Source organism: Roseomonas sp. TF40, from assembly GCF_057219975.1.
On record NZ_JBXVVR010000001.1, the window covers coordinates 167888 to 192351 of the forward strand.

General features: G+C 70.4%; 18 protein-coding genes and 1 tRNA gene. 5 read left to right on the forward strand and 14 right to left on the reverse strand.

Annotated elements, in window-relative coordinates:
- Positions 1-131: 131 nt before the first annotated feature.
- From AC2D9U_RS00700 to AC2D9U_RS00710, 3 genes are all read left to right on the forward strand, one after another.
- Positions 132-6575: a hypothetical protein gene (locus AC2D9U_RS00700; protein ID WP_484745399.1), complete on the forward strand. Its 6444-nt coding sequence runs from the start codon at positions 132-134 to the stop codon at positions 6573-6575.
- A 224-nt stretch (positions 6576-6799) separates the two neighbouring features.
- Positions 6800-7606, forward strand: a complete 807-nt coding sequence (gene mazG / locus AC2D9U_RS00705) for a nucleoside triphosphate pyrophosphohydrolase (protein ID WP_484745401.1) — start codon at positions 6800-6802, stop codon at positions 7604-7606.
- 18 nt (positions 7607-7624) lie between these two features.
- Complete coding sequence (locus tag AC2D9U_RS00710; RefSeq protein WP_484745403.1) at positions 7625-8149, forward strand: hypothetical protein; 525 nt, start codon at positions 7625-7627, stop codon at positions 8147-8149.
- Between the two features lie 26 nt (positions 8150-8175).
- Here the strand turns inward: AC2D9U_RS00710 and AC2D9U_RS00715 are convergent, their stop codons facing one another.
- The 14 genes from AC2D9U_RS00715 to dusB form a co-directional block, all read right to left on the reverse strand.
- Positions 8176-9096, reverse strand: coding sequence for a pirin family protein (locus tag AC2D9U_RS00715; protein ID WP_484745406.1), 921 nt, complete (start codon positions 9094-9096; stop codon positions 8176-8178).
- Between the two features lie 75 nt (positions 9097-9171).
- Complete coding sequence (locus AC2D9U_RS00720; RefSeq protein WP_484745410.1) at positions 9172-9873, reverse strand: MgtC/SapB family protein; 702 nt, start codon at positions 9871-9873, stop codon at positions 9172-9174.
- Between the two features lie 9 nt (positions 9874-9882).
- Positions 9883-10413: a transcription elongation factor GreB gene (gene greB / locus AC2D9U_RS00725; protein ID WP_484745413.1), complete on the reverse strand. Its 531-nt coding sequence runs from the start codon at positions 10411-10413 to the stop codon at positions 9883-9885.
- Entirely contained in the window at positions 10410-11243 is an 834-nt protein-coding gene (locus AC2D9U_RS00730; RefSeq protein WP_484745415.1) for an inositol monophosphatase family protein, read from the reverse strand. Before AC2D9U_RS00730 ends, greB begins: the two co-directional genes overlap by 4 nt.
- A gap of 166 nt (positions 11244-11409) precedes the next feature.
- A complete protein-coding gene (hflX, locus tag AC2D9U_RS00735) occupies positions 11410-12678 on the reverse strand; it encodes a GTPase HflX (RefSeq protein WP_484747306.1) in 1269 nt (422 codons plus the stop codon).
- Positions 12679-12748: 70 nt separating this feature from the next.
- Positions 12749-13081, reverse strand: a complete 333-nt coding sequence (gene hfq, locus AC2D9U_RS00740; RefSeq protein WP_484745417.1) for an RNA chaperone Hfq — start codon at positions 13079-13081, stop codon at positions 12749-12751.
- An 84-nt stretch (positions 13082-13165) separates the two neighbouring features.
- Positions 13166-13828 (reverse strand): HAD family hydrolase, encoded by a 663-nt coding sequence (locus tag AC2D9U_RS00745; RefSeq protein ID WP_484745419.1) that lies wholly within the window; start codon positions 13826-13828, stop codon positions 13166-13168.
- Positions 13825-14226 (reverse strand): ester cyclase, encoded by a 402-nt coding sequence (locus tag AC2D9U_RS00750; RefSeq protein ID WP_484745421.1) that lies wholly within the window; start codon positions 14224-14226, stop codon positions 13825-13827. Before AC2D9U_RS00750 ends, AC2D9U_RS00745 begins: the two co-directional genes overlap by 4 nt.
- Positions 14223-15095 (reverse strand): D-amino-acid transaminase, encoded by an 873-nt coding sequence (locus AC2D9U_RS00755; protein ID WP_484745424.1) that lies wholly within the window; start codon positions 15093-15095, stop codon positions 14223-14225. Before AC2D9U_RS00755 ends, AC2D9U_RS00750 begins: the two co-directional genes overlap by 4 nt.
- Positions 15096-15147: 52 nt before the next feature.
- Positions 15148-16623 carry a nitrogen assimilation response regulator NtrX gene (gene ntrX / locus AC2D9U_RS00760; RefSeq protein ID WP_484745427.1) on the reverse strand — a complete coding sequence of 492 codons (1476 nt, stop codon included), beginning with the start codon at positions 16621-16623 and terminating at the stop codon, positions 15148-15150.
- Complete coding sequence (locus AC2D9U_RS00765; protein ID WP_484747308.1) at positions 16613-18868, reverse strand: sensor histidine kinase NtrY-like; 2256 nt, start codon at positions 18866-18868, stop codon at positions 16613-16615. Before AC2D9U_RS00765 ends, ntrX begins: the two co-directional genes overlap by 11 nt.
- Before the next feature lie 13 nt (positions 18869-18881).
- Positions 18882-20336: a nitrogen regulation protein NR(I) gene (ntrC, locus tag AC2D9U_RS00770; RefSeq protein ID WP_484745429.1), complete on the reverse strand. Its 1455-nt coding sequence runs from the start codon at positions 20334-20336 to the stop codon at positions 18882-18884.
- Positions 20329-21504, reverse strand: a complete 1176-nt coding sequence (locus AC2D9U_RS00775) for a two-component system sensor histidine kinase NtrB (RefSeq protein WP_484745431.1) — start codon at positions 21502-21504, stop codon at positions 20329-20331. The genes ntrC and AC2D9U_RS00775 overlap by 8 nt, the downstream gene beginning before the upstream one ends.
- Positions 21501-22583, reverse strand: coding sequence for a tRNA dihydrouridine synthase DusB (gene dusB / locus AC2D9U_RS00780; RefSeq protein ID WP_484745432.1), 1083 nt, complete (start codon positions 22581-22583; stop codon positions 21501-21503). The genes AC2D9U_RS00775 and dusB overlap by 4 nt, the downstream gene beginning before the upstream one ends.
- A 143-nt stretch (positions 22584-22726) precedes the next feature.
- Here dusB and AC2D9U_RS00785 point away from each other — a divergent pair, with 143 nt between their 5' ends.
- A complete protein-coding gene (locus AC2D9U_RS00785) occupies positions 22727-23872 on the forward strand; it encodes a bifunctional 2-C-methyl-D-erythritol 4-phosphate cytidylyltransferase/2-C-methyl-D-erythritol 2,4-cyclodiphosphate synthase (protein WP_484747310.1) in 1146 nt (381 codons plus the stop codon).
- Positions 23873-24167: 295 nt separating this feature from the next.
- Positions 24168-24257 (forward strand) — tRNA-Ser (locus tag AC2D9U_RS00790).
- Positions 24258-24464: the final 207 nt, after the last annotated feature.

Below are 24464 nucleotides of genomic sequence, written 5' to 3' on the forward strand. Positions count from 1 at the left end.
GGCGTTCTCTCCTGATCTGCAGGCTAGCAGGTGTGACCGGCGGCGCAACCATCCCAAAAATGGTCAAGCAGGCTTTGCAGGAAGTGGTCACAAAAGCGGCAGGACTTCACGCCTGCTTGAGGAATGCCGCCATGTCGATCTCTCTCACGCCGACCGAAGGCGCAGACAGCCTGACGGGCACGCTCGGTGCGGACATCATCGATGGCCTGGGCGGCAACGACACCATCGTGGGGCTCGGAGGCTCTGATTCGATCCAGGGCGGCGCGGGGGATGACCGGGTCGTCGTCACCGCCCTGGCCGGGGCCGCGACGCTGTTCGGGGGCAGCGGCTTCGACGTGCTCGACTTCAGGTCCTTCGACCTGGGCTTCAACCTTACCATCGCCGAGGGGAACGTGTTCGCCAGCTTCGGCGCCAACTCCCTGACCCATGACGGCTTCGAAGCCTTGTTCGGCGGCAGCGGCAATGACCTTCTGTACGTTCATGTCGGCACGACCAAGAGCATCTGGCTCGCCGGCGGCGATGGCAATGACTACCTCGTCGGAGGCTCTGGGGGGGCCGACACCCTCGAGGGCGGCGCCGGCGATGACAGCCTTGCGCCGGTTGGCGCCGCCGCGGTGGATGGCGGTGCCGGGACCGATACTCTGCTCTACATCGCGGCCAATGGCCTGGTGATCGACCTGGAGGCTGGCACGCTCGCCAGCCAGGCCGAGGCACTGGGAAGCGTCACGGGAGTCGAGCTGATCAGCCCTTCTCTCGCCATGCAGCAGATCAGCGTCACCCTGGCGGGCGATGCCGGCGCCAACACCTTGGTGGGAGCCAGCGGCAATGACCTGATCTCGGGGCGTGGCGGCGAGGACAGCCTCGAGGGCGGCTCTGGCAATGACACGCTCATCGGGGGCGCCGCAGCCGACCGGGTGCTCGGCGGGGTGGGGACGGATACCGCGCGCTTCAGCGGCAATCGCGCCGATTATCTTGCCGAGGTCGCGGTCGGCTTTCCTAGCCCCAACGCTTTCCTGATCACCGATCTTCGCCCCGGCAGCCCCGAGGGCACGGATACGGTTCTGGCCACCGAATTCTTCGACTTCGCGGATGGCGTGGTGGCCGCGGCGCAGATGCTCGCGACCAATCCGGCCGGCGATGGCGATGACAGCCTGACCGGCACGCCCGAGGCCGACACCATCGATGGCCTGGGAGGGAACGACACCATCGCGGGGCTCGCAGGGGCTGATTCGCTGGATGGCGGCGCCGGAAATGACCTGTTCGTATTGCCCTCCCGGGCCTCGGGCGTGCTGAACGCGACGATCCAGGGTGGGGCAGGCTTCGACACGCTCGATTTCTCGGCCGTCACCGAAAATGTCGTCCTGCACCTCGCAGCGAGCGATTACGCCCTCACGCAGATGGCATCCGGCTTCGCCGTGAGTGTGGCCGGCATCGAGGCCCTGCAGGGCGGGGCGGGAAATGACCTTCTGCTCGGCGCCTCCGATTCCGGTTCGTTTCTCCGGGCCGAGCTTTTGGCCGGCGGCGAAGGTGCTGACACACTCTCGGGCAATGGCGGCGCGGACACGGTTCTGGGCGAGGGCGGGGACGATCTGCTGACGCTCGATGTCGGCGACAATCTCGATGGCGGCGCGGGCTACGATACGGCCAGGTATTCCCTCAGCGCCGGCGCGGTGGTCGATCTGGAGAGCGGCTTGGTCCAAAGCTCCGCCGGCTCATCGACCCTGGTGGGGGTCGAAGCCGTCATCGCAGTGTCTTCCTCGTACCCCGGTGCCGTCACCCTACGCGGCGATGCGGCCGACAACCGCCTGGTCGCCGCCGCGGGTGCCGATCTTCTGCAAGGGCAGGACGGCGCTGATACGCTGGTGGGGCAGGGCGGGGTCGATACGCTCGAGGGCGGTCTGGGCGATGATCTGCTGATCGGCGGTGCGGGCGTCGATTCCCTCGACGGCGGCGAGGGCGACGATACGGTCCTGGGCGGCGCACCTGGCGAGGTTTTCCGCGGCGGCACGGGCTTCGACCTGCTGGATCTCTCGGGTGAGACTGCTGATCTTGCTGTCTATCTCTCGAGCAGCTTTATCGTCGCGGTGTCGGGCGGGGTGACGGCTGTCGCGGTCGAGCAGGTGCAGGGCGGCAGCGGCGATGACACGATCTCCGCCGATCGATTCATTGGCGGGCCTGGCACTCCCGCCCGCCAGGTCCTGGCCGGCGGCGAAGGAGATGACTGGCTGCTGGGCAATGCCCTTCAGACCGTGGAGCTTTTCGGCGAGGCCGGCGCCGATACGCTCGACGGTGGCGCCAGCAATGACAGCCTCGATGGCGGTGCGGGCGATGACCTGCTGCTGGGCGGGTTTGGGGGCGACACGCTGATCGGCGGCGAGGGCGCAGACACGGTCAGCTACGCCACGGATACCGCCGGCGTGACTGTGCTCCTGCAGAACCCGCTCTTTCCCCAATGGGGGCAGGCCGATGGCGACAAGCTCTATGGCATCGAGGCGCTGGCAGGCGGCCAAGGGGACGACGTTCTCGGCGGCGATGAAGGCGACAATACGCTCGCCGGTGGTGCCGGCGCTGACTACCTCCAGGGTTTCGAGGGCAATGACTCGCTGGTCGGTGACGATGGGGCAGACGACCTTTATGGCGCAGCCGGGCGGGACACGCTCGTTGGCGGCGCGGATCGCGACCTCCTCTATGGCGGCGACGACCGCGACGAACTGTTCGGCGGCGACGGCAATGACACTCTCTATGGTCAAGGCGGTGATGACGAGTTGTCGGGCGGCGAGGGCGATGACAGCCTGAAAGGCGGCGAGGGCGATGACGCGCTGATCGCCGGCACGGGCCGCGACTCGCTTGAAGGCGAGGCTGGCAACGACACGCTCCAGGGCACCGAGGCCGCCAGCCTCCTCGACGGCGGGGAGGGTGATGACCGCCTGTTCGGCAGCGGCGAGGCCGATACGCTGTTCGGCCGGGAAGGGGATGATTCCCTCGACGGCGGCGACGGCAACGACCTGATCAGGGGCGGGCTGGGCGCCGACACCATCGGGGCCGGGGCGGGCGATGACACCATCGCGGGCGGCGAGCACGGCGATCTGGTGGAGGGCGGCGAAGGCAACGACCTGCTCGACCTCTCGGGGGAGAGCGCGGGCCTGGCCGTGCTGGGCCCGGGCGCCTTCGATGACTCCGAGATCCCTGCCCTGGATGTCGACGGCGTGGAGACCGTGCTGGGCGGGGCTGGCGCCGATACGATCGCCGTCAACGGCGCCCGGGTGCTGCGCGGTGCTGACGGCGACGATGTGATCCAGGGCTTCGGCGGCGCCCTGATCCAGGGGGAGGCGGGGGCCGATACGCTGATCGGCGGCTTGAACGCTGACAGCGCTGGTGGCGCGGCGACGCTGCAGGGCGGGGCGGGCGACGATGTGGCCATCTCGCCCTTCGCCGCCCTGGTCGAGGGCGGGGAGGGGCGCGACCGCCTCTATTTCAGCAACTTCTACGGCCGGGACGCGAACGATCAATGGTTGGGCGTGGCGGTCGATCTCGCGCTCGGCACCGCCTCGGTGCCGGACCGGCCTGCATTCGCCAACGGCGTCATGGCCGGGTGGGAGGATGTCACCGGTGCGGCTGGCGCCGATACGCTGCGCGGTGATGCCGGGGCCAATCTGCTGCGGGGCTGGTCTTCCGGCGCGGATGCGGTGGAGGAGGCCCTTGGCATCGTCGATGCCGGCGACCTGCTCGAAGGCCGTGCGGGCGACGACACGCTGGAAGGCGAGGGTGGCGATGACAGCCTCGATGGCGGGGAGGGCACGGATACCGCCGGCTTCGCCCTGGCCAGCACCACCATCGAGGTGAGCCTGACCGGCGATGGCGGACTGATCGTGGTCTCGGCCGAGGGGGCGGATACGATCCGCGGTGTCGAGTTCTTCGCCTTCACCGATGTGACGCTGAGCCTGGCCGAGATGCTGGCGCTGACGGGCCAGACGCTGATCGGCACGCCCGACGCGGATTCCCTCATCGGCGGGGCGGGCAATGATTCGATCCGCGGCGATGCGGCGCGCGACACCCTGTTCGGCCTGGATGGGGCCGACACCCTGCAGGGCGAGGATGGCGACGACTTCCTCTGGGGTGGTGCGGGGCCCGACCTGGTCGAGGGGGGAGCCGGCAATGACGAACTCCGTGGCGGCGTCTTCGGCGCGCCGGGCCAGGGGGGTGGCGGCGACACGCTGCGCGGCGGCGCGGGCAATGACCAGTTGCGCGTCGATGGCATCATCGAGCCCTCCACCCAGGGCGGCAATCTGCTGCAGGGCGAGGCCGGCGATGACTGGCTGGAGGGCGTCGCGGGGGACACGCTGGAAGGCGGGGCGGGCGACGATGTCCTGAGCTTCGCGGCCGGCGCGGGCATCCTCGATGGTGGCGCGGGGCAGGACACGCTCCTGCTCGGGGATCTGAGTGGCGGGTTGATCGACCTCGCCGCGGGCAGCGGGCCTGGGGGCGCCACGCTGGTCGGCCTGGAGCGGGTCTCGGGCGGCGGCGGCGCGAACACCGTGGTCGGCACCGAGGCGGATGAGCGCTTCATCCTCGGCGGCTCGAACCTTCTCGTGCGCGGCGGCGCTGGCCAGGACTTCCTGCATGGCACGGCAGGCGGCAGCACGCTGGAAGGCGGCATGGGGGACGACACCGTCGAAGCCTCCGGCCTTGGCGACGTCATCCGGGGCGGCGAAGGCATCGATCTGCTGGAGTTCAGCGGTGGCAGGGTGAGTCTCGGCGCCGCCCGCCACGATCGGCCAGGCAGCCCGGGCGATATCGCGATCGGCTTCGAGCAGGCGCGCGGATCGGATGCGGCGGAGACGTTGGACGGCAGTTCCGGGGCGAATTCGCTTTGGGGCGCAGCCGGCGATGACAGCATCGATGGCGGGTTTGGCGATGATTCGCTCGATGGCGGGGCGGGCAACGACACCGTCTTCGCGGGCACGAGCAGCGACGCCGTAGCGATCTTCCTGCTGGAGGATGGCGCCTTCCAGCTGGTCGGCAGCTTGGGCACCGATACGGTGCGTGGCTTCGAAACCTATTCGTTCAGCAATGGCCTGTTGGCGGCCGCAATCTTCGAAGCCCGCGCCGGCATCGCGCGCCTGGGCACCGACGGGGCGGATACGCTGGCGGGCACAGGCGGCGCGGACAGCCTGGATGGCGCGGGCGGCAACGATCTGGTGCTCGGCAGCCTGGGCGGGGATACGCTGCTGGGCGGCGCGGGGGCGGATACGCTGAGCTACGCGGCCGATACGCTGGGCGTCGTCGCCTCGCTGGCGACCGGCCTGGGCAGCGGACCGTCGGGCGGCTTCTCGACTGGCGATCGTCTCTCGGGCTTCGAGGCCCTGATCGGCGGCAGCGGCGATGACCTGCTGGAAGGCGATGACGGCGCGAACCACCTCCTGGGCGGTGCCGGCGCGGATACGCTGCAGGGCGGCGCCGGGGATGACACGCTGCGCGGCGGGTTGGGTGCCGACCGGCTTGAGGGCGGGGCGGGCGTGGACATGGCCAGCTACCGCTCCGATACGGTGGGCGTGCATGTCGATCTCGCCACCGGCCTTGCCACAGGCGGCGAGGCTGCGGGCGATACGATCCTGGGCATTGGTGGGCTGATCGGCGGTGCGGGGGCGGACACGCTCTCGGGCAATTCCGGCGACAACCGGATCGAAGGCGGTGCCGGGGCCGACCTGCTGAGCGGCGGGGCGGGCATCGACACCCTCTCCTACGCCGGCGCCAGCGGGCCGGTGAGCATCGATCTGCGCCTTGTGGTGCAGGTGGATGGCGACAGCATCAGTGGCTTCGAGAATGCCGAGGGCGGGTCTGCCGGCGACCTGCTGATCGGCGATGGGGCGGCCAATCTGCTGCGGGGCCTGGCGGGGCAGGACATCCTGAATGGCGGCGCCGGTGACACGCTGTTGGGCGGCGCCGGTCATGATCTGTTCCGCGTGCAGGAGGCGGGCGTGACCATCCGCGAGGCGCCCGGCGAAGGCCGCGACAAGGTCTACGCCGTCGTCACGATGACGTTGCCCGACGAGGTGGAGATGCTCTTCCTGCGCGGTGCGGAAGCGCTGTCGGGCACGGGCAATGCGGCCAACAACTGGTTGATCGGCAACGCTGCCGACAATCGACTGGAAGGCCTGGGCGGGCGCGACATCCTCGAAGGCGATGCCGGCGCGGACACGCTGCAGGGCGGCGCCGGGCGGGACAGGCTCGCCGGCGGCGCGGGCGCGGACAGCTTCATCCTCGATGGGCGCGGCGCCGCGGGTGACATCGTGCGGGATTTCGAGGCCGGGCAGGACCGGGTGCTGCTGCTTGGCAGCGCCTTCGGCGGGCTGACCGAAGGGGCGCTGGCGTCGATGACGACGGCGCTGGGTGCGCCGCGTTTGCTGATGACCGATGGGGGCGCCACCGCGGCGCACGGCGAATGGCAGTTCATCCTGACCAGCCAGGGGCGGCTGTTCTTCGATGCGGATGGCCTGGGCGGGGCGGCGCGGGAATTCGTCGGCCTGTTCCAGGGCGGAAACCTGCCCGGTGCGGACGACATCTTCCTGATCTGAGCCGCCGGTCGGCGGGGCCAGCCGGTCTTGGGGTCCAGTAGCGGGATCGGTCCGCGTGACCGATCCCGCGCAACCTGCGGCGCGCCATCCACCGGCTTATCCCCAGTCCAAATATTTTCCATAATATTCCTTATGCGGCATTTATGTCTGGGGATAAACCCGCGCGCCCGCTTGCCGAGCGCCGCGCCGGGCGCCAGAGAAACCCTCCCCGCCCGGAGCCGCCGATGTCCGACGCCACGCCCGATCCCGCCGCCGCGCTCACCCGGCTGCTCGCCATCATGGCGCGGCTGCGCGCGCCCGATGGCTGCCCCTGGGACCGCGTGCAGGATTTCGCGACCATCGCGCCCTACACGATCGAGGAAGCCTATGAGGTCGCGGACGCGATCGCCCGCGGGCCGGATTTCCCGCAGCTGATGGATGAACTCGGCGACCTGCTCTTCCAGGTCGTCTACCACGCGCAGATGGCGGCCGAGGCCGGGCATTTCGGCTTCGCCGAGATCGCCGAGGCGATCAGCGCCAAGATGATCCGCCGCCACCCCCATGTCTTCGGCGATGCCGAGACCCGCACCGCCGAGGCCCAGACCAGCGCCTGGGAGATCCAGAAGGCCGCCGAGCGCGCCAGCCGTGCCGAGACCGGCGTGCTGGCGGGCGTGCCGCTCGCCCTGCCCGCCCTGACCCGCGCGCTGAAGCTCTCCCGCCGGGCCGCGCGCGTGGGCTTCGACTGGCCCGAGCCCGGCGCCGTGCTCGACAAGCTGGAGGAGGAAGCGGCCGAGCTGCGCGCCGAACTGCCCGGCCTCGACAAGGCGCGCCAGGCGGATGAGCTGGGCGACCTGCTTTTCGTGGTGGTGAACCTGGCGCGCAAGCTCGACCTGGACCCGGAGGCCTGCCTCGCCGCCGCCAATGCCAAGTTCGAACGCCGCTTCGGCGCCGTCGAAGCCGCCCTGGCTGCGCAAGGCCGCGCGCCGGCGGATGCGACGCTGGTCGAAATGGAAACGCTCTGGCAGGCTGCGAAGCGGGCCGAGAAACCCTGAGCCCGCGGAGACAGCCGGATGGACCACAGCGAAAAGCCCGGCGTCAAGCAGCGGCTGGGCCATGAACTGCGGGAATACGCCACGCTCTCCGCCTATCTCTACGTCGCCCTGGGAGCGGTGCTGCTCTACAAGGCGGCGCTGCTGGGCGAGCACCGCTTCGGCGCGGTGCCCTATGGCACGGCGGTGCTGAAGGCGCTGGTCTTGGCGAAGTTCATGATGCTCGGCCAGGCCGCGGGGCTGGAGCGGCGGCTCGCGCGCCATTCGCTGCCGGTCGCGGTGCTGGGCAATGCCACGGCCTTCCTGCTGCTGCTGGCCGGCTTCACCGTGGTGGAGGAAGTGGTGATCGGCCTGATCCACCACGAGAATCTGCGTAACGTCCTGACCGAGCATCTGCTCGGCCGCCTGGGCGAAATCGGTGCCTCGCTGCTGCTCATGTGGCTGATATTGTTACCCTATTTCGCGCTTCGCCAGCTCGCGCGGGTGCTGGGTTCGGCGGCCTGGCGGCGGTTGTTCACCGCCGCGCCGGGCCAGATGGCCGAGTGATGTAGCGCTACTACAGGGTGCGGGCATTACTGCCCGGCCTGGACCACCCGCTTCTCCGGCAGAGGGATCCATTCCGTCTCGCCGGGCACGGGCGTGCCGAAGCGGTCGCGCGCCCAATCCGCCTTGGCCTGCTCGATCCGCTCGCGCGAGGAGCTGACGAAGTTCCAGAAGATGTAGCGCGGCCCGTCCATCACCGCCCCGCCCAGCAGCAGCAGCCGCGCGCCCTGCGGCCCGGCGCTGAGCGACATCGCGTCACCCGCGCGGAAGACCAGCATCCGCCCGGCCTCGAAGGTCACGCCGGCGACCTCGACGCTGCCCGAGAAGACATAGGCGGCGCGTTCCTCATGCTGGTCGGGCATCGGCACGGCCGCACCGGGGGCCAGGATGGCGTCCGCGTAGAACAGCGCCGAGGGCGTGGCGACCGGGGCGCGCAGCCCCCACCCCTCACCCGCGATCAGCCGCAGCTTCAGCCCGCCATCTTCCACCAGCGGCAGGCTGGCCGCGCCGTGATGCGCGAAATCGGGCGCGATCTCCTCCTGCGCCTTGGGCAGGGCGACCCAGGACTGGATGCCCGAGAGCCGGTGCGGCGCGGCCCGGCGCGCGGCTGCCGTGCGCTCGGAATGCACGATCCCCCTGCCCGCCGTCATCCAGTTCACGTCGCCCGGCGCGATGGGCAGTTCGGTGCCGAGGCTGTCGCGGTGCAGGATCTCGCCCTCGAACAGGTAGGTGACGGTGGACAGCCCGATATGCGGGTGTGGGCGCACATCCACGCCCTTGCCGGTCAGGAACTCGCCCGGGCCCATCTGGTCGAAGAAGATGAAGGGGCCGACCATCTGACGCTCGCGCGCCGGCAGGGCGCGGCGCACCTCGAAGCCGCCGATGTCATGGGCGCGCGGCAGCAGCACGGTCTCGAGGCCAGGGGGCAGCGGGTCGTTGGGGTCGGTCATGGCGGGGCTCCGGGGGTTGGCCCCAGGATAGGCCGCGCCGCGCCCGGCGGGCATCACCTTAGGTGATGTGGGTCATCAATGGCTGCCGCTGCGCGTCCAGGCCGCGTCCGTCGCCCCGGGCAGGCGCCGCAGCATCGCCACGACGCGGTCGAGTTCCGCCGCGCTGACCGAGGTGGCGATGAGATCCGCCACCACCATCGTCGCCCCCACGCCCTGCACATGCGCCTCGAGATGGGCGATCGGGTATTGCGCGGATTCCAGCGCCGCCTTCATCGCCTCGCGCGCCGCGGGCACCTGTTCGGGGGCGATGGTGACGGTGACCTCGTAATGCGCCTCGCTCTCCTGCTCGCGCAGCGGGATGCGGTTGATGGCGTTCACCAGCGGGCGCAGCGCGGTGTTCGCCAGCAGCACGGCCACGGTCAGCGCCACGGCCTGCGCCGGCAGATCCGCCCCCGCGCAGGCCCCCACCGCGGCCGAGCACCACACCGTCGCCGCGGTGTTCAGCCCGCGGATATGCGTGCCCTCCTTCAGGATCAGCCCCGCGCCGAGGAAGCCCACGCCGGTGACGACATTCGCCACCACGCGCATCGCCCCATCGCCCGATGTCAGCAGCATGCCCAGATCGACGAATTGCGCGGAGCCGATGGCCACCAGCACATGGGTGCGCAGATTGGCGTTGCGCTCGCGGTATTGCCGCTCCGCCCCGATCAGCGCGCCGAGCAGGAAGGCGAGGCCGAGGCTGAGCAGCGTGCCGGCGAGGTCGGGCGGGAGGCTCATCGGCGCATTTCAGCCCGGATAGGCGATGGAGACCACCTCGATCTCCTCCGGCCCGGCCGGGGTGCGCAGCTTGCGCGTGTCGCCCACCCGGGCGCCGAGCAGTGCGCGCGCCACGGGGGCGACCCAGGAGATCCGCCCGGCGGTGCTGTCGGCCTCATCCACGCCGACGATGGTGATGGTCACCTCCACATCGTCGGAGAGACGGGCGTAGGTGACGGTGGCGCCGAAGAACACCTGGTCGCGCTTCGTCTGCGCTGACGGGTCCACCACCTGCACCCGCTCCAGCCGCTTGCGCAGGAAGCGCACGCGGCTGTCGATCTGGCGCAGGCGGCGCTTGCCGTACTGGTAGTCGGCATTCTCGGAACGGTCGCCAAGCCCTGCCGCCCAGCTCACCACCTCGACCACCTTGGGTCGTTCGTCTTCCCAGAGCTTGCGAAGCTCCTCGCGCAGCGCGGCGTGGCCGGCAGGGGTCATGTAGAAGGGCGTGCCGGGGGGCAGGCCGGGCGGGCCTTCATCCTCCTCCTCATCCGCGTCGCTCACGGGTCGAGCAGCGCCGCGCGGGCTTCCTCCCAGCAGGCGCGATCGGGCGCGCAGAGCAGCCCGCCGGAAAGATGGTGCGCGGCCTCATAGGCGCTGCCATCGAAGCGCGCGGCATAGCCCCCGGCCTCGCGGTGCAGCAGCCAGCCCGGCGCGTGGTCCCAGGGCATCAGCTTGTTGTAGAGCTGCAGATGCGCGTGCCCGCTCGCCGTCAGGCGATATTCATGCGCGGCGCAGCGGAAGTTCAACGTGCCCGCCAGGCGCGGCAGGCGGGAGACGACGCGCGACTTCAAGGGCTCCGGCAGGAAGCCCCAGGAGACGGCGCCCACCATGCGCGAGAGCGGCACGGGCGCCGCGACCCGCAGATCCCCCAGCCGGACCCCTGCCCCATCCTCGACCCAGGCGCCCTCACCCCGCAGCGCCATCACCGTATCGTCGCCGAGCGGGTCGTGGATCCAGCCACCCACCACCTCGCCCTTCACATAGGCGGCCGCCATGCAGCCGAAGAGCGGCACGCCGGCCGCGAAATTCGCCGTGCCGTCCACCGGATCGACCACGAAGGCGAGGTCCGCATCGTGCAGCTTCGCCAGCAGCGCGGCATCGGCGGCCGTGCCTTCCTCGCCGACCACGACGCAGCCGGGAAACAGCGCGCGCAGCCCGGCGGCGATGACGCGCTCGGCGGCCTCATCGGCCTCGGTCACCAGGTCGAGCGGGCCGGATTTGGCGCGCACCGCCTCGGGGGCGAGGCGGCGGAAGCGGGGCAGGATCTCCGCCCGGCTCGCGGCCCGCAGCAGCGCCGCCACGGCCCGCGAGGCCTTGGTGTCGAAGCGCATCACCAGGGCCTGTGGACAGTGAGGTTGCGGGCGCATCCGACGGCGCTTTTTCGCGCTGGGTGCGTTGGCCATGCTCGCCGATGGAGTGCCATCGGCTCCGCTGTCCGCCTTCCCAGCCCGAAAAATCCCTCGCCGGCTGCATCCCGGCCCCAACTGTCCACAGGCCCTATCCCTGTTCGAAGCGCGCGCGATTCGCCGGGGTGAGGCGGACGGTGAGGCGGATGGCGTCCTCCGCATCGCTGCGGGCCAGCACCTCGCCATGCTCGTAGAGCCAGGCGAGACGCGCCCCATCCTGCGGCGGCAGGGCGTAGTCGGCCGTCTCCATCCCCGCCGAGAGCCGCGCATCCAAAGCGTGGCGCAGCGTGTCGAGCCCGTCCCCGGTCAGGGCCGAGACGGCGATGGTGCCTTCCATCGGCGGCACGGCATCGACGCCGCCGAGCAGATCGGCCTTGTTCAGCACCTCCAGCACCCGCGCCGGCCAGCCCTCATCGAGCGGCGCGTTCGGCCCCTCGGCGAGGTCGGCCAGCACGCCGAGCACATCGGCGCGCTGCGCCCCCGTATCGGGGTGGGAGGCATCGCGGACATGCAGGATGACATCCGCCGCCGCCACTTCCTCGAGCGTCGCGCGGAAGGCCTCGACCAGTTGCGTCGGCAGGTCGGAGATGAAGCCCACCGTGTCGGAGAGGATGACGGTGCGCCCCGAGGGCAGCTTGATGGCGCGCATCGTGGGGTCGAGGGTGGCGAAGAGCTGGTCCTGCGCCAGCACCCCTGCCCCGGTCAGCGCGTTGAAGAGCGTGGATTTGCCGGCATTGGTGTAGCCAACCAGCGCCACCACCGGATGCGGCACGCGCGCGCGCGCATGGCGGTGCAGGCCGCGCGTGCGGCGCACCGTCTCCAGCTCCTTCTTCAGGCGGATGATGCGCTCATCGATCAGGCGGCGGTCGATCTCGATCTGGGATTCGCCCGGGCCGCCGAGGAAGCCGAAGCCGCCGCGCTGGCGCTCGAGATGCGTCCAGGACCGCACGAGCCGCGTGCGCTGGTAGGAGAGATGCGCAAGCTCGACCTGCAGCGTGCCCTCGCGCGTCGCCGCACGTTCGCCGAAGATCTCGAGGATCAGGCCCGTGCGGTCGATGACCTTGGCCCCCCAGGCGCGCTCGAGGTTGCGCTGCTGAACGGGGGAGAGCGCGGCATCCACCACCACCACCGTCACACCCTGCTTCTCGATCGCCTCCTGCACCATCTGCACCTGCCCTTCGCCCAGCAGGGTCGAGGGGCGGGTGGCGCGCAGCGGGAAGATCGCGGTGTGCACGATGGTCAGGCCGATGGAGGCGGTGAGCCCCACCGCCTCGGCCAGCTTCGCTTCCGCCGCGCGATGCGCCGAGGGCTCGCCACGCAGCGGTTCGGGCCGGCCGAAGCGCTCATGCGGCAGGATCACCGCGGCCTTGGTCGGCCCGGCCTTGGTCTCGCGCCCGGCGGGCGGGCCGCCTTGCGTCGCGCGTGGCGTCTCAGTCAACGGACCCGACAGGGTTCACCTCGCGCCCCAGGGTGAGGCGACCTTCGCGGGGGGAAGCCGCCTCGCCACTCGCGGTGGTGGCGGTGCCTGCGGTGGTGGGGTCGAACAGCATGATCGGCCCGCCCGGCATCACCGTGCTGATCGCGTGCTTGTAGACCAGCTGCGTATGGCCATCCCGGCGCAGCAGCACCGAGAAATTGTCGAACCAGGTGATGATGCCCTGCAGCTTCACGCCGTTCACCAGGAACACCGTGACGGGGGTCTTGGATTTTCGGACGTGGTTGAGAAACACGTCCTGCACATTCTGCGACTTCTCGGCGGCCACGGAGGGTGGTTCCTTCTTGTTGGTGGCACTCAGGCCTTGCGGGATGCACGGCTTGGCCGTGCGATCGGTGGAACAGCTTCCTCCCTAGGAGGGGTTCCTGGCAAGACGTTGCAATGCAGCAGCCAGCGCCGCCGCATCCTCGAAGGCGAGATCGGGGCGCGCATGCTCAAGCCCGCCATCATGCGCTGCGCCGCCGACAAGCACGGCCTTGCAGCCCGCCGCCCGCGCCGCCAGCATGTCGAGCGCGGTGTCCCCGACATACCAGACCCGCTGACTTGGCGGGACGCCAAGCGCGCCGAGCGCCATCAGCAGCGGCGCCGCATCGGGCTTGTCGGCCTTGGCGTCGCCCGCCCCCACCAGCGTGCCGAACCGCCCCGCCCAGCCCAGATGCACGGCCTCCGCCCGCAACAGCGGCCCCTGCTTGTTGGAGACCACGCCCTGCGGGCCGAGCCGCGCCGCGGCGGCGATGGCTTCGGCCGCGCCGGGCATCGGGTTCAACACATCGAGATGGCAGGCGCGCACCTCGGTGTAGAAGATGTCCCGCGCCTTCTCCCACTGCCCGCCGAACAGGTCGGGGAAACTGTCGCGCAGCGAGCGGCGGACATTGCCCAGCACCTGCGCGCGATCCCATTCGGGCATGGCGAAGGCGCGGAAGGTGGCGTTCAGCCCTTGCTGGATCGCCGCCCAGCCATCAACGAGGGTGTTGTCCCAGTCCCAGAGAAGGCAGACGGGGCCGGCCTCGGTCATGCGCCGAGCTGGGCGCGCAACCCATCGACATCGCCCAGCACCCAGAGCTCATTGATCATGCCGCCGGCGCAGTCGAAGAAGGCAGCGCCATCCCAGGCCACCTCGCGGCCGGTGGGCGCAATGCCAAGCAGCGGGCCACCGACATGCAGGCCGGAAAAGCGCATCCGGGCCGCGGCCTTCGTCTCAGCCTCGACGATGTTGATGATCTCGCAGCGGTAGCCGGCGAGAGCGCCGCGAACCTGCCGGACATAGCCCGCGAAGGCATCGCGCCCGTGCAGATCCACGCCCAGGGAGCCGCGGAAAATCAACGCCGGCGACATGAGGGCGGCAATCCGGTCAAGCCGCCCGGCTTCCCAGATCTCGGCGTAGAAGGCGCGGACCAGGCTGCCGGGGCTCACGCCGCGTTCCTCAGGTCGCCCTTCACATGGCGCGCGAAAATCTCGAACAGCCGGCGCACCACGGGCCCGACCTTGCCATCGCCCACCGGCGCCCCGTCGATCTTCGTGATCGGCTTCACGAAGGAGGTGGCGGAGGTGATGAAGGCCTCCCGTGCGCGCTTCACGTCATCCAGGGAGAAGGCGCGCTCGTCATAGGGGATGCCGGCCAGCTTGAGCTCGGCCATCAGCGCGCCGCGGGTGCAGCCGGGCAGGATGACGTGATCGAGGAAGCGGGTGCGGATCGCCCCCTGCTCATCGACAATCCAGAAGGTGGTGGCCGCCCCTTCCGTGACCATGCCCGTGGCCTCGTCATACAGGATCGCCTCGATCGCGCCCTTCTCGCGCGCCGCCTGGCGGGCGAGGCAATTGGGCAGCAGGTTCACCGACTTGATGTCGCGCCGCGCCCAGCGGAGGTCCGGCAGCGTGATGCAGGAGGCCGCCCATTTGTCGATGTCGGTCGGATAGGGGGCGATGCGCTTCACCGTGACCACCAGCGCCGGCGGCACGGGCTTCGAGGGGAAGGCGTGGTCGCGCCGTGCGACGCCGCGCGTCACCTGCATGTAGAGCAGGCCCTCCGTCACGCGGTTGCGGCGCGCGACCTCGCGCAGCACCATCGACAGTGCGGCGCGCGACATCGGCATGGGCAGCGCGATCTCCCGCAGCGAGCGTTCGAGCCGCGCGAGGTGGAGATCCTCATCCACATAGCGCCCGTCATAGAGGTGCACGACTTCGTAGATGCCGTCGCCGAACTGGTAGCCGCGATCCTCGATGTTCACGGCTGCGTCGGGCTGCGGCAGGTAGCGGCCATTCACATAGGCGATCTTGGACATCTTCGGCTTTCTCTCAACGCCTGACACGGCAAGGGGGCAAGGATGCCACGGCCTATTGGCTCGGCCCAGGGGCGCCACCAGGGGCGATGCCGGGGACCACACCAGCGGCGGGCCCTGGTGTGGACCCTGGGGTGGGCGGGCTGCGGTCATCCGCGTGCACGCCGAGGAACTTCAGCTTGCGGTGCAGCGCGCTGCGCTCCATCCCCACGAAGGCGGCGGTGCGGCTGATGTTGCCGCCGAAGCGCAGCAACTGGGCTTCCAGATACTGGCGCTCGAACAATTCGCGCGCCTCGCGCAGCGGCAGCGTCATGATCTCGCTGGATCGGTCAAGCTTGAGCACCGCCGGCGCGGCGGAGCCCACCTGGGGGGGCAGCATTTCGGGCCGGATCGGCTCACGCGCCTCGCCCGGCGCCATGATCAGCAGCCAGTCGATGAGGTTGCGCAACTCCCGCACATTCCCCGGCCATTCATAGGCCTGCATGGCGGCAAGGGAATCCTCGCTCAATTCGCGCGGCGCCATGCCGGAGGTCGCCCCGGATCGTGCCATGAAATAGCGCGCGAGTGTCGGGATGTCCTCGCGCCGTTCGCGCAAGGGCGGCACGCGCAGCGGCACGACGGCGAGGCGGTAGTAGAGGTCCTCCCGGAAGCGCCCGGCGGCGATCTCGGCCTGGAGGTCGCGGCTGGTGGTGGCGATGACGCGCACATCGACATTGACGCGCTGCGCGCCGCCCATGCGCACGAACCCTTGTTCCTGCAGCGCGCGCACGATCTTGCCCTGGGTCTCGAGTGGCATGTCCGCCACCTCGTCCAGCAGCAGCGTGCCGCCATGCGCGCGTTCCAGCACGCCGGCGCGGCGGGGCTGGGAAACGGGGTCGGGCCCGGCCTCGACGCCGAACAGCTCCTCCTCGAAGCGGCCCGGGGCGAGGGTGGCGCAGTTCAGCGCGACGAAGGGCCCATCGGCCCGACGGCTGCGCAGATGGAGCATCCGCGCCGCCACCTCCTTGCCCGCCCCGGCCGGGCCGCTGATCAGGACGCGCGAGCCGGTCGGCGCCACGCGCTCGATCGCCTGGCGCAGCTGGGACAGCGGCGCGGAGGTGCCGACCAATTCGGCCTCGCCCCCCGCGCGCAGGCGCAGTTCCATGTTCTCGCGCTGCAGCCGGGCGGCTTCCAGGGCGCGGGCGATGACCAGCAGCAGCCGGTCCGACTTGAAGGGCTTCTCGATGAAGTCGTAGGCGCCGTTCTGGATGGCCTGGACGGCGGTCTCGATGTTGCCGTGGCCGGAGATCATCACGCAGGGCACGCGCGGCTCCTCGCCATGCAGCGCGGCGAGGATCCCAAGCCCATCCAGGCGGGAGTTCTGCAGCCAGATGTCGAGGATGACCAGGGAAGGCCGCCGCGCCCGGAAGGCCGCGATGGCCTGGTCCGAATTGGCCGCCTGGCGCGTCTCATAGCCCTCGTCGGAGAGGATGCCCTCGATCAGCGCGCGGATATCGGGCTCGTCATCGACGATCAGGATCTCATGCGCCATGGCGGATCGACCCTCCCTCGGACATGGCTATCGCACCCATGGATGCACCATGGCCTTCCGACTCCATCGGCGGCAACACCAGCATCGCGCGCGCCCCACGGCCTTCGGGCCGGTCCTCCAGCGCCAGCCGGCCGCCATGGTCCTCCATGATCTTCTTCACGATCGCGAGACCCAGGCCCGTGCCCTTGGGCTTGTGCGTGACATAGGGCTCGGTGAGCCGCGCGCGTTCCTCCCCTGCCGGCAGGCCGAGCCCGTCATCCTCGACGATCACGGCGGTGCCCTCCCCCACCGGTTCGATGCGGATGCCGATGCGGCCCTGCTCGCCCTCGGCGCGGGGCACGGCGGCCACGGCGTCGGCGGCGTTCTGCAGCAGGTTGGTCAGCGCCTGGCCGATGAGCCGGCGGTCGAGGTTCAGCCGCGGGGCGGGCTGCGGGATCTCCGTGACGTAGAGGATCTCCGGGTGCGCCGCCTGTTGCAGCACCAGCGCCTCCCGCACCACCTGGCCGAGATCCTCGGGCCGCAGCACCGGCTGGGGCATGCGGGCGAAGGCGGAGAACTCATCCACCATGCGGCCGATGTCGCCGACCTGGCGGACGATGGTGTCGGTCAGGCTGCGGAAGGTCTCGGGGTCGGTCGAGACCTCCTTGAGGTATTTGCGCTTCAGCCGCTCGGCCGAGAGCATGATGGGCGTGAGGGGATTCTTGATCTCATGCGCGATGCGCCGCGCCACATCGGCCCAGGCGGCCTTGCGCTGGGCGGATTGCAGCTCGGTGATGTCGTCGAAGGTCAGCACATAGCCGGTCACACGCCCGCCCTGGGTCTCGGCGCCGATGCGCGCGATCAGCGTGCGGTGCTGGCTGGCCGCCCCCAGCGGGATCTCGGCGGTGCGGGCACGTTCGGGCTGCTCGCGCATCTCGGCGATCAGGGCGGCGAACTCCGGCACCACCTTGGCCAGGGAAAGCCCGATCGCGGCATCGAGGTCGAGGCCCAGAAGCTGGCTCGCGCTGCGATTGGGCAGGTTGATCCGCCCATCGGCGTCCAGGCCCACCACGCCGGCGGAAACGCCCGAGAGCACGGTCTCGGTGAAGCGCCGGCGTTCGTCGATCTGGCGATAGGCCTCCATCAGCTCGCCCCGCTGGGCGGAGAGCTGGTTGGTCATGCGGTTGAAGGCCCGCGAGAGGGTGGCGAGCTCGTCATCCTGCGTGCCTTCCTCGACGCGGGTCGAGAGGTCGCCCGCCCGCACGCGCTCGGCGGCGGTGATGAGGCGCGAGATCGGGCGGGCCATCTGGTTCGCGATGACGAGGCCCACCAGCACGGCGGCGAGCAGCACCAGCAGCGCCGCGAAGGCGAAGATCAACGCGAAGGTGATCTGCAGGGAGCCGCGGTTGCGGTCGAGCTGGTCATATTCCTGGAAGGCAAGCTCGGTGGTGCGCATGTGCTCCAGCACCGAGCCATCAAGGGGCCGGCCGATCAGCAGCAGCATCCCCGCGGGGTAGTCGAGATTGGCGATGGCGCGCACGCGGGCATCGCTCTCGGCCGGCACCACCGCGACCTCGCCCTGGCGCACCTGCTCCAGCGCCCAGGCGGGCGGGGCCTCGATCACGCCGCCGGCAAGGAAGCCCGCCTGCGCCAGCACGCGCCCGAGCGTGGGCTCGAACACCACCGCCTCGGTCAGGCCGCGGATCGAGGCCTGGGTGGCGAGCAGCCTCTCGAAGGCCGGCTGGTTGCCGGGCAGGAAGAGCTGCGCGGCGCGGTTGAGATCCGCCGCCATGGCCAGCGCATCCACCCGGATCTCGTCGCGATGCTGGTCGAGCCAGGCGCGGGACGCCACCAGCGAGGCCTCGAGCGTGTTGCGCACGCGATCGGAGAACCAGGCCTGGATGCCCAGGTTGAAGAAGATGGCCGCGAAGGCCGCGACGATCAGCGAGGGCACCACGGCCACGCCGCCGAACATCAGCACGAGGCGCACATGCAGCTTCGAGCCCGCGCTGCCGCGCCGCCGCTCCGCCCAGACCCGCACCAGCCGCAGGACGAGCGAGGCCGTGAGCAGCAGCAGCACGCCCGCATTGGCCAGGACCATGCCCACGATCTGGCCCGGACGTGTCGGTCCGAAGGGGCTGCCGCCGGCCAGCAGCACGAAGGTAACGATGCCGAGCAGCACGGCCGTGATGGCCAGGCCGAGCGTCGTCGCCCGGCCGAACAGGATGTCGCGCCAGCGCAGGCGCGCCGCGCCCGGCGCGGCCATGCTCAGCTGCGCCTCATGGCAGGCCGCGCACCACCGGAAGGTCAAGCTCGCGCAGCTTCTTGCGCAGCGTGTTGCGGTTCAGCCCGAGCATCGCCGCGGCCTTGATCTGGTTGCCGCGCGTCGCACTCAGCGCGAGCTTGAGCAGCGGGCGCTCCACCTCGGCCAGCACGCGGTCATAGAGGTCGCGGATCGGCATGCCGTCGCGATGGGCGGACATGAAGCCGGCGAGGTGGCGTTCCACCGACTGCTCCAGCGTCTCGGGCGCGCGGGGGCCTTCCTCGGCGGGCAGCGCGGCCTCGGCCAGCTCGGCGGCCACGGCGTCGGCGCCGATGCTCTCCTGCGGATAGAGCGCGGCGAGGCGGCGCATCAGGTTTTCCAGCTCGCGCGCATTGCCCGGCCAGGCATGCTGCTTCAGCCGGTCCATCGCACTCGGGTCGAGCTGCTTCAGCGGCAGCCCGGCGGCGCGCGCGCGTTCCAGGAAGTGACGTGCGAGCAGCGGGATGTCCTCCAGCCGCTCGCGCAGCGGCGGCAGGCGGATGGGCACGACGTTGAGGCGGTAGAACAGATCCTCGCGGAACATGCCGCTGCGGATGGATTGGCGCAGGTCGCGATGCGTGGCGGCGACGATGCGGACATTCGCCTTGATCGGCTGGCGCCCGCCCACGGTGGTGAACTCGCCCTCCTGCAGCACGCGCAGCAGGCGCGTCTGCGCCTCGGCCGGCATGTCGCCGATCTCGTCCAGGAACAGCGTGCCGCCGGCGGCCTGCTCGAAGCGGCCCACGCCGCGGTTGAGCGCGCCGGTGAAGGCGCCGCGCTCATGGCCGAACAGCTCGCTCTCGATCAGCTCGCGCGGGATCGCCGCCATGTTGATGGCGACGAACGGCCCGCTGCGGCGCCGGCCGTAATCGTGCAGCGCGCGCGCCACCAGCTCCTTGCCCGTACCGCTCTCGCCCGTGATCATCACGGTGAGGTCGGTGGTCGTGAGCCGTGCGACCGTGCGGTAGATCTCCTGCATCGCGGCGGAGCGGCCGACCAGCGGCAGGCGTTCCTCCGGCTCGTCGCCCTCATTCGCCTCGGTCACATGCGGGGCCGCCAGGGCGCGCCCGACCACGGCCAGAAGCTCCTTCAGGTCGAAGGGCTTGGGCAGGTATTCGAAGGCGCCGCGCTGGGTCGCCTTCAGCGCGGTGGAGAAGGTGGACTGCGCGCTCATCACCACCACGCGCAGTTCGGGGCGCACACGGCGGATGCGCGGCACCAGGTCGAGGCCGTTCTCATCGGGCATGACCACGTCGGTGATCACCAGATCGCCTTCCCCATCCTCCACCCAGCGCCAGAGCGTGGCGGCGGAGGATGTGGCGCGCACATGGTAGCCCGAACGGCCGAGCGCCTGGCTCAGCACGGTGCGGATCGCGCGGTCGTCATCGGCGACGAGGATGGTGCGCTGGGCCTGGGCTGTGGCTTCACTCATGCGGGGCGGCTCCAGGCTCACGTCGGCGCGCGGGTGGCACCGGCAGGGACAGGCGGAAGGCGGTCCGGCCCGGGCGGCTGTCGCATTCGATCAGCGCGCCCTGGTCGGCGACAAGCTTGGCCACCAGCGCGAGGCCGAGCCCCTGCCCGCCCCGCTTGGTGGTGACGAAAGGTTCGAAGAGATTGACGCGGATTTCCTCGGCGATCCCCGGCCCGTTGTCGCGCACGGAGACCTGCAGCGGCAGGTGCATCCGCTCGCGCGAGCCGGGCACGGCGATCCGCACGCCATGGTGATAGGCGGTGACGAGGTGGATCTCGCCCTCCCGCCCATCCACCGCCTCGGCCGCGTTCTTCACGAGGTTGAGCAGGATCTGCACCAGCTGGTCGCGATTGCCCCAGACCGGCGGCAGGGAGGGATCGTAGTCCTGGTGGATCTTGAGATGCGCGGCGAAGCCCGAGAGCGCGATGCGCCGCACATGGTCAAGCACCTCATGGATGTTCACCGCCGCGCGCTCGATCGGGCGTTCGGAGAACATGTCCATGCGCTCGACCAGGTTGCGGATGCGATCCGCCTCGTCCTGGATGAGCAGGCAGAGCTCACGGTCGCCTTCGCTCGCCCCCTGCTCCAGCAGCTGCGCCGCGCCACGGATGCCCGAGAGCGGGTTCTTCACCTCATGAGCGAGCATCTCCGCCATGGCCGAGGCGCCGCGCGCCGCGCCGCGGAAATTCAGCTGCCGGTCGAGCATCTGCGCGGTCGAACCATCCTGCAGCGTCAGCACCACGCCGCCGGGCAATTCCGGAAAGGGCGCCCCCTGGGCGGCGACGCCGAGCCGATTGAGACGGGGACTCTGCAGGGTGAGGTCATGGTCCGAGACCGGCGCATCATGCGCGCGCACCTGCGCCAGCACGCCGAACAGCCGGTTGTCGATCGGCAGCAGGTCGCGCAGCGACATCTGGGCAAGCGACGCGGCGGAGAGCTGGAAGAACAACTCGGCGGCGGGGTTGGCGAAGTGGAAGCCGTCCTCGCCATCCAGCACGACGGTCGCGACCGGCAGCGCGCCCAGCACCGCCATGGCATCCATCGCCGGGGCCGGGCGCGCCACGGCCTCGCCCGGGGGCAGGGCCGGGCGCAAGACGCGCACCGCGCGGGTGAGGCCGCCGCCTCTCATGCGGCGAGCAGCTCCGCATCGTCGCGGTCACCCGTGGCGGGGCCTGACCGCACGCCACGCGCGATCAGCGGCTCGTAGAAGCGGGCGATGAGGTCGAGCACCGCCTCCACCGTATCGGTGCGGTTGACCTCGGCGCGGAACTCCGCGCTGCCCGGCAGGCCCTTGGAATACCAGGAGATATGCTTGCGCGCGAGGCGCATGCCGGGGTCGCGCCCATGATGGTCGAGCATGGCGTGGTAATGCGTCAGCAGGATGCGCAGCTGCTCGGCCAGAGGTGGGTCCTCGGGCAGCGTGCCGGTGGCGAGGTAGTCGGCCACCTGCTTCGGCAGCCAGGGCCGGCCATAGCAGCCGCGGCCGATCATCACGCCATCCGCCCCCGATTGGCGCAGCGCCTCGGCGGCGTGCAGCGGCGTGAGGATATCGCCGTTCACGATGACCGGCAGCGAGACCGCCTGCTTCACCGTGGCGACGAAGGCCCAGTCGGCGGTGCCGGTGTAGAACATCTGCCGCGTGCGGCCATGCACGGTCACGAGGCGGATCCCGCATTCCTGCGCGATCTTCGCCAGGCGCGGCGCGTTCAGCGACTGGTGGTCCCAGCCCATGCGCATCTTGAGCGTGACCGGGACGGGCACGGCCTTGACCACGGCCTCGAGGATGCGCGCGGCGCCGATCTCATCGCGCATCAGCGCGCTGCCCGCGCTCTGTCCGAGCGCCACCTTCTTCACCGGGCAGCCGAAATTGATGTCGACGATCGCCGCGCCGCGATCCACCACCAGCTTCGCGGCCTCCGCCATCACTGCCGGGTCGCAGCCCGCGAGCTGGACGGAGGACGGCCCGCCGAAGCCATCGACCTCCACCATCTTCAGGGTCGTGCGGTTCTCCCGCACCATGGCGTTGGAGGCGATCATCTCGCTGACGACGAGGCCCGTGCCCTCGGCCTTGGCGAGGCGGCGGAAGGGCAGGTCCGTCACGCCGGACATGGGCGCGAGAATCACCGGCACTTCGATCCGCGTGCGGGAATCGAGCGTGATGGGGTGGAGCTTCGGCAGCGCCGCGGTGCCTTCGGGGTTCATGCTCATGATTTGGGCAAGGTAGCGGCACTTTGCCCCGTGGGCAATGTCGCCCCCCGCAGCGGGAGCCAGAATTGCCTTTTTTTCCGGCACGACAAGGGGTTGCTCCACGGGGCTGTGCGACGGCCCTGCGAGCCGATAGCCTGATGGGCATGCGATGCGTGGCGCTTCTGATGGCGGCTGGCAGCGGCAGCCGGTTCGGCGCCGCCCGGCCCAAGCAATATCTCCCTTTGCTCGGTCGTCCCGTGCTGCGCCATGCGGCGGAGGCGCTGCTGCGCGAGGGCGGCGTGGACGCGCTGCTGCCGGTCTGCGCCGCCGAGGCGATGGAAGAGATCGCGGCGCTGCTGGAAGGCCTGCCCTGCCTGCCGCCCGTGACCGGCGGCGCGACGCGCCAGGCGAGCGTGCGCGCGGGACTCGAGGCGCTGGCCGCGGACCCGCCCGACCTCGTGCTGGTGCATGACGGGGCGCGCCCCATCGTCCCGCCCGGCACGGTGGCGGCGCTGCGGGCAGCACTCGCCACCCATCCCGGCGCCATCCCCGCCCAGCCCGTGAGCGACACGCTCAAGCGCGGCGGGGACGGCGCGATCCTGGAGACCGTGCCCCGCGCCGGGCTGTTCCGCGCCCAGACGCCCCAGGGCTTCCGCTTCGTGCCCCTGCTCGCCGCGCATCGCGCCGCAACTGGCGAGGCAACGGACGACGCCCAGCTCCTCGAACAGGCCGGGCTGGCCGTGGCCCTCGTGCCGGGCGGGGAGTCCAACGTGAAGATCACCTGGCCCGAGGACCTCGCCAGGGTGGAGGCCGCCATGCTCGCCCGGATGATCCCCCGCATCGGCACGGGGTTCGATGTGCATCGGCTGGTCGAAGGCCGGCCCATGGTGCTGTGCGGCGTCACCTTGCCCTCGCCGCTCGGGCTGGACGGCCATTCGGATGCCGATGTCGGCATCCACGCTCTGTGCGACGCGATCTATGGCGCGCTGGCGGAGGGCGATATCGGCCGGTGGTTCCCGCCCTCCGACAACCAGTACAAGGATGCCGACAGCGCGCGTTTCCTGGTGCACGCGGCTCAGCGCATCGCCGCGCGCGGCGGTGTGCTGGCGAACGCCGATGTGACGCTGATCTGCGAGCGCCCGAAGATCACGCCGCACGCCACGGCCATGCGTGAGCGCCTGGCGAGCCTGCTGGGCGTGCCGGTGGAGCGCGTCTCGGTGAAGGCGACAACGACGGAACGCCTGGGTTTTCCGGGACGCGGCGAAGGCATCGCGGCGCAGGCGGCGGTTTCGGTGCTCGTGCCAGGTTAACATGTTTGGCAGGCCGCTTCGCGGAACGCTTCGCATTTTGGGAATCGCCCCTGATCGAATTTTAGGCGCATTCGCATCGATGGGGCGCGCGGCACGCCAGGAGGCCGGCGCTTGGCACAAAAAAAGAAGGCCGGTCCTTGCGGACCGGCCTTAAGGCAAGGTTGAGGAAGGCTAAGCTGCCAGCACGGGCGGCGCCCGTCGCATGACGAATGGGTATTAGCAACCGCCGTGCCAGAGCCGCGCGCCCTGCTGCCTCTTGCTCCCGGCGCGGCGGCGGCACAAAACCACCGGGCTTGGACGGGTGGCCGAGTGGTTTAAGGCAGCGGTCTTGAAAACCGCCGTGGGGGCAACTCCACCGTGGGTTCGAATCCCACCCCGTCCGCCACGCCGTATGCGCCTCAGCCCGGTGGACTGGGCTTCGCCGCGGAAGGCTGCTTCGCGCAAAGCTTCGCATTTTGGGAACAGGCCGGGCCAGGGCTGGAGCACGATCGCGCGCCAGGGATCGCTCTCACGCATTCAATCAATCGAATTCACAGGCGAAAATCGACTAACCCGGATCCGGTGTTTGACGATGGTGCTGTGTGAAGCGCGG

What these genes read in the sequence shown, in the direction of transcription:
- AC2D9U_RS00700 (WP_484745399.1), top strand. Translation starts at nt 132, where the DNA reads ATGTCGATCTCTCTCACGCCGACCGAAGGCGCAGACAGCCTGACGGGC.
- mazG (WP_484745401.1), top strand. Translation starts at nt 6,800, where the DNA reads ATGTCCGACGCCACGCCCGATCCCGCCGCCGCGCTCACCCGGCTGCTC.
- AC2D9U_RS00710 (WP_484745403.1), top strand. Translation starts at nt 7,625, where the DNA reads ATGGACCACAGCGAAAAGCCCGGCGTCAAGCAGCGGCTGGGCCATGAA.
- AC2D9U_RS00715 (WP_484745406.1), bottom strand. Translation starts at nt 9,096, where the DNA reads ATGACCGACCCCAACGACCCGCTGCCCCCTGGCCTCGAGACCGTGCTG.
- AC2D9U_RS00720 (WP_484745410.1), bottom strand. Translation starts at nt 9,873, where the DNA reads ATGAGCCTCCCGCCCGACCTCGCCGGCACGCTGCTCAGCCTCGGCCTC.
- AC2D9U_RS00730 (WP_484745415.1), bottom strand. Translation starts at nt 11,243, where the DNA reads ATGCGCTTCGACACCAAGGCCTCGCGGGCCGTGGCGGCGCTGCTGCGG.
- AC2D9U_RS00745 (WP_484745419.1), bottom strand. Translation starts at nt 13,828, where the DNA reads ATGACCGAGGCCGGCCCCGTCTGCCTTCTCTGGGACTGGGACAACACC.
- AC2D9U_RS00755 (WP_484745424.1), bottom strand. Translation starts at nt 15,095, where the DNA reads ATGTCCAAGATCGCCTATGTGAATGGCCGCTACCTGCCGCAGCCCGAC.
- ntrX (WP_484745427.1), bottom strand. Translation starts at nt 16,623, where the DNA reads ATGGCGCATGAGATCCTGATCGTCGATGACGAGCCCGATATCCGCGCG.
- AC2D9U_RS00765 (WP_484747308.1), bottom strand. Translation starts at nt 18,868, where the DNA reads ATGGCCGCGCCGGGCGCGGCGCGCCTGCGCTGGCGCGACATCCTGTTC.
- ntrC (WP_484745429.1), bottom strand. Translation starts at nt 20,336, where the DNA reads ATGAGTGAAGCCACAGCCCAGGCCCAGCGCACCATCCTCGTCGCCGAT.
- AC2D9U_RS00775 (WP_484745431.1), bottom strand. Translation starts at nt 21,504, where the DNA reads ATGAGAGGCGGCGGCCTCACCCGCGCGGTGCGCGTCTTGCGCCCGGCC.
- dusB (WP_484745432.1), bottom strand. Translation starts at nt 22,583, where the DNA reads ATGAGCATGAACCCCGAAGGCACCGCGGCGCTGCCGAAGCTCCACCCC.
- AC2D9U_RS00785 (WP_484747310.1), top strand. Translation starts at nt 22,727, where the DNA reads ATGCGATGCGTGGCGCTTCTGATGGCGGCTGGCAGCGGCAGCCGGTTC.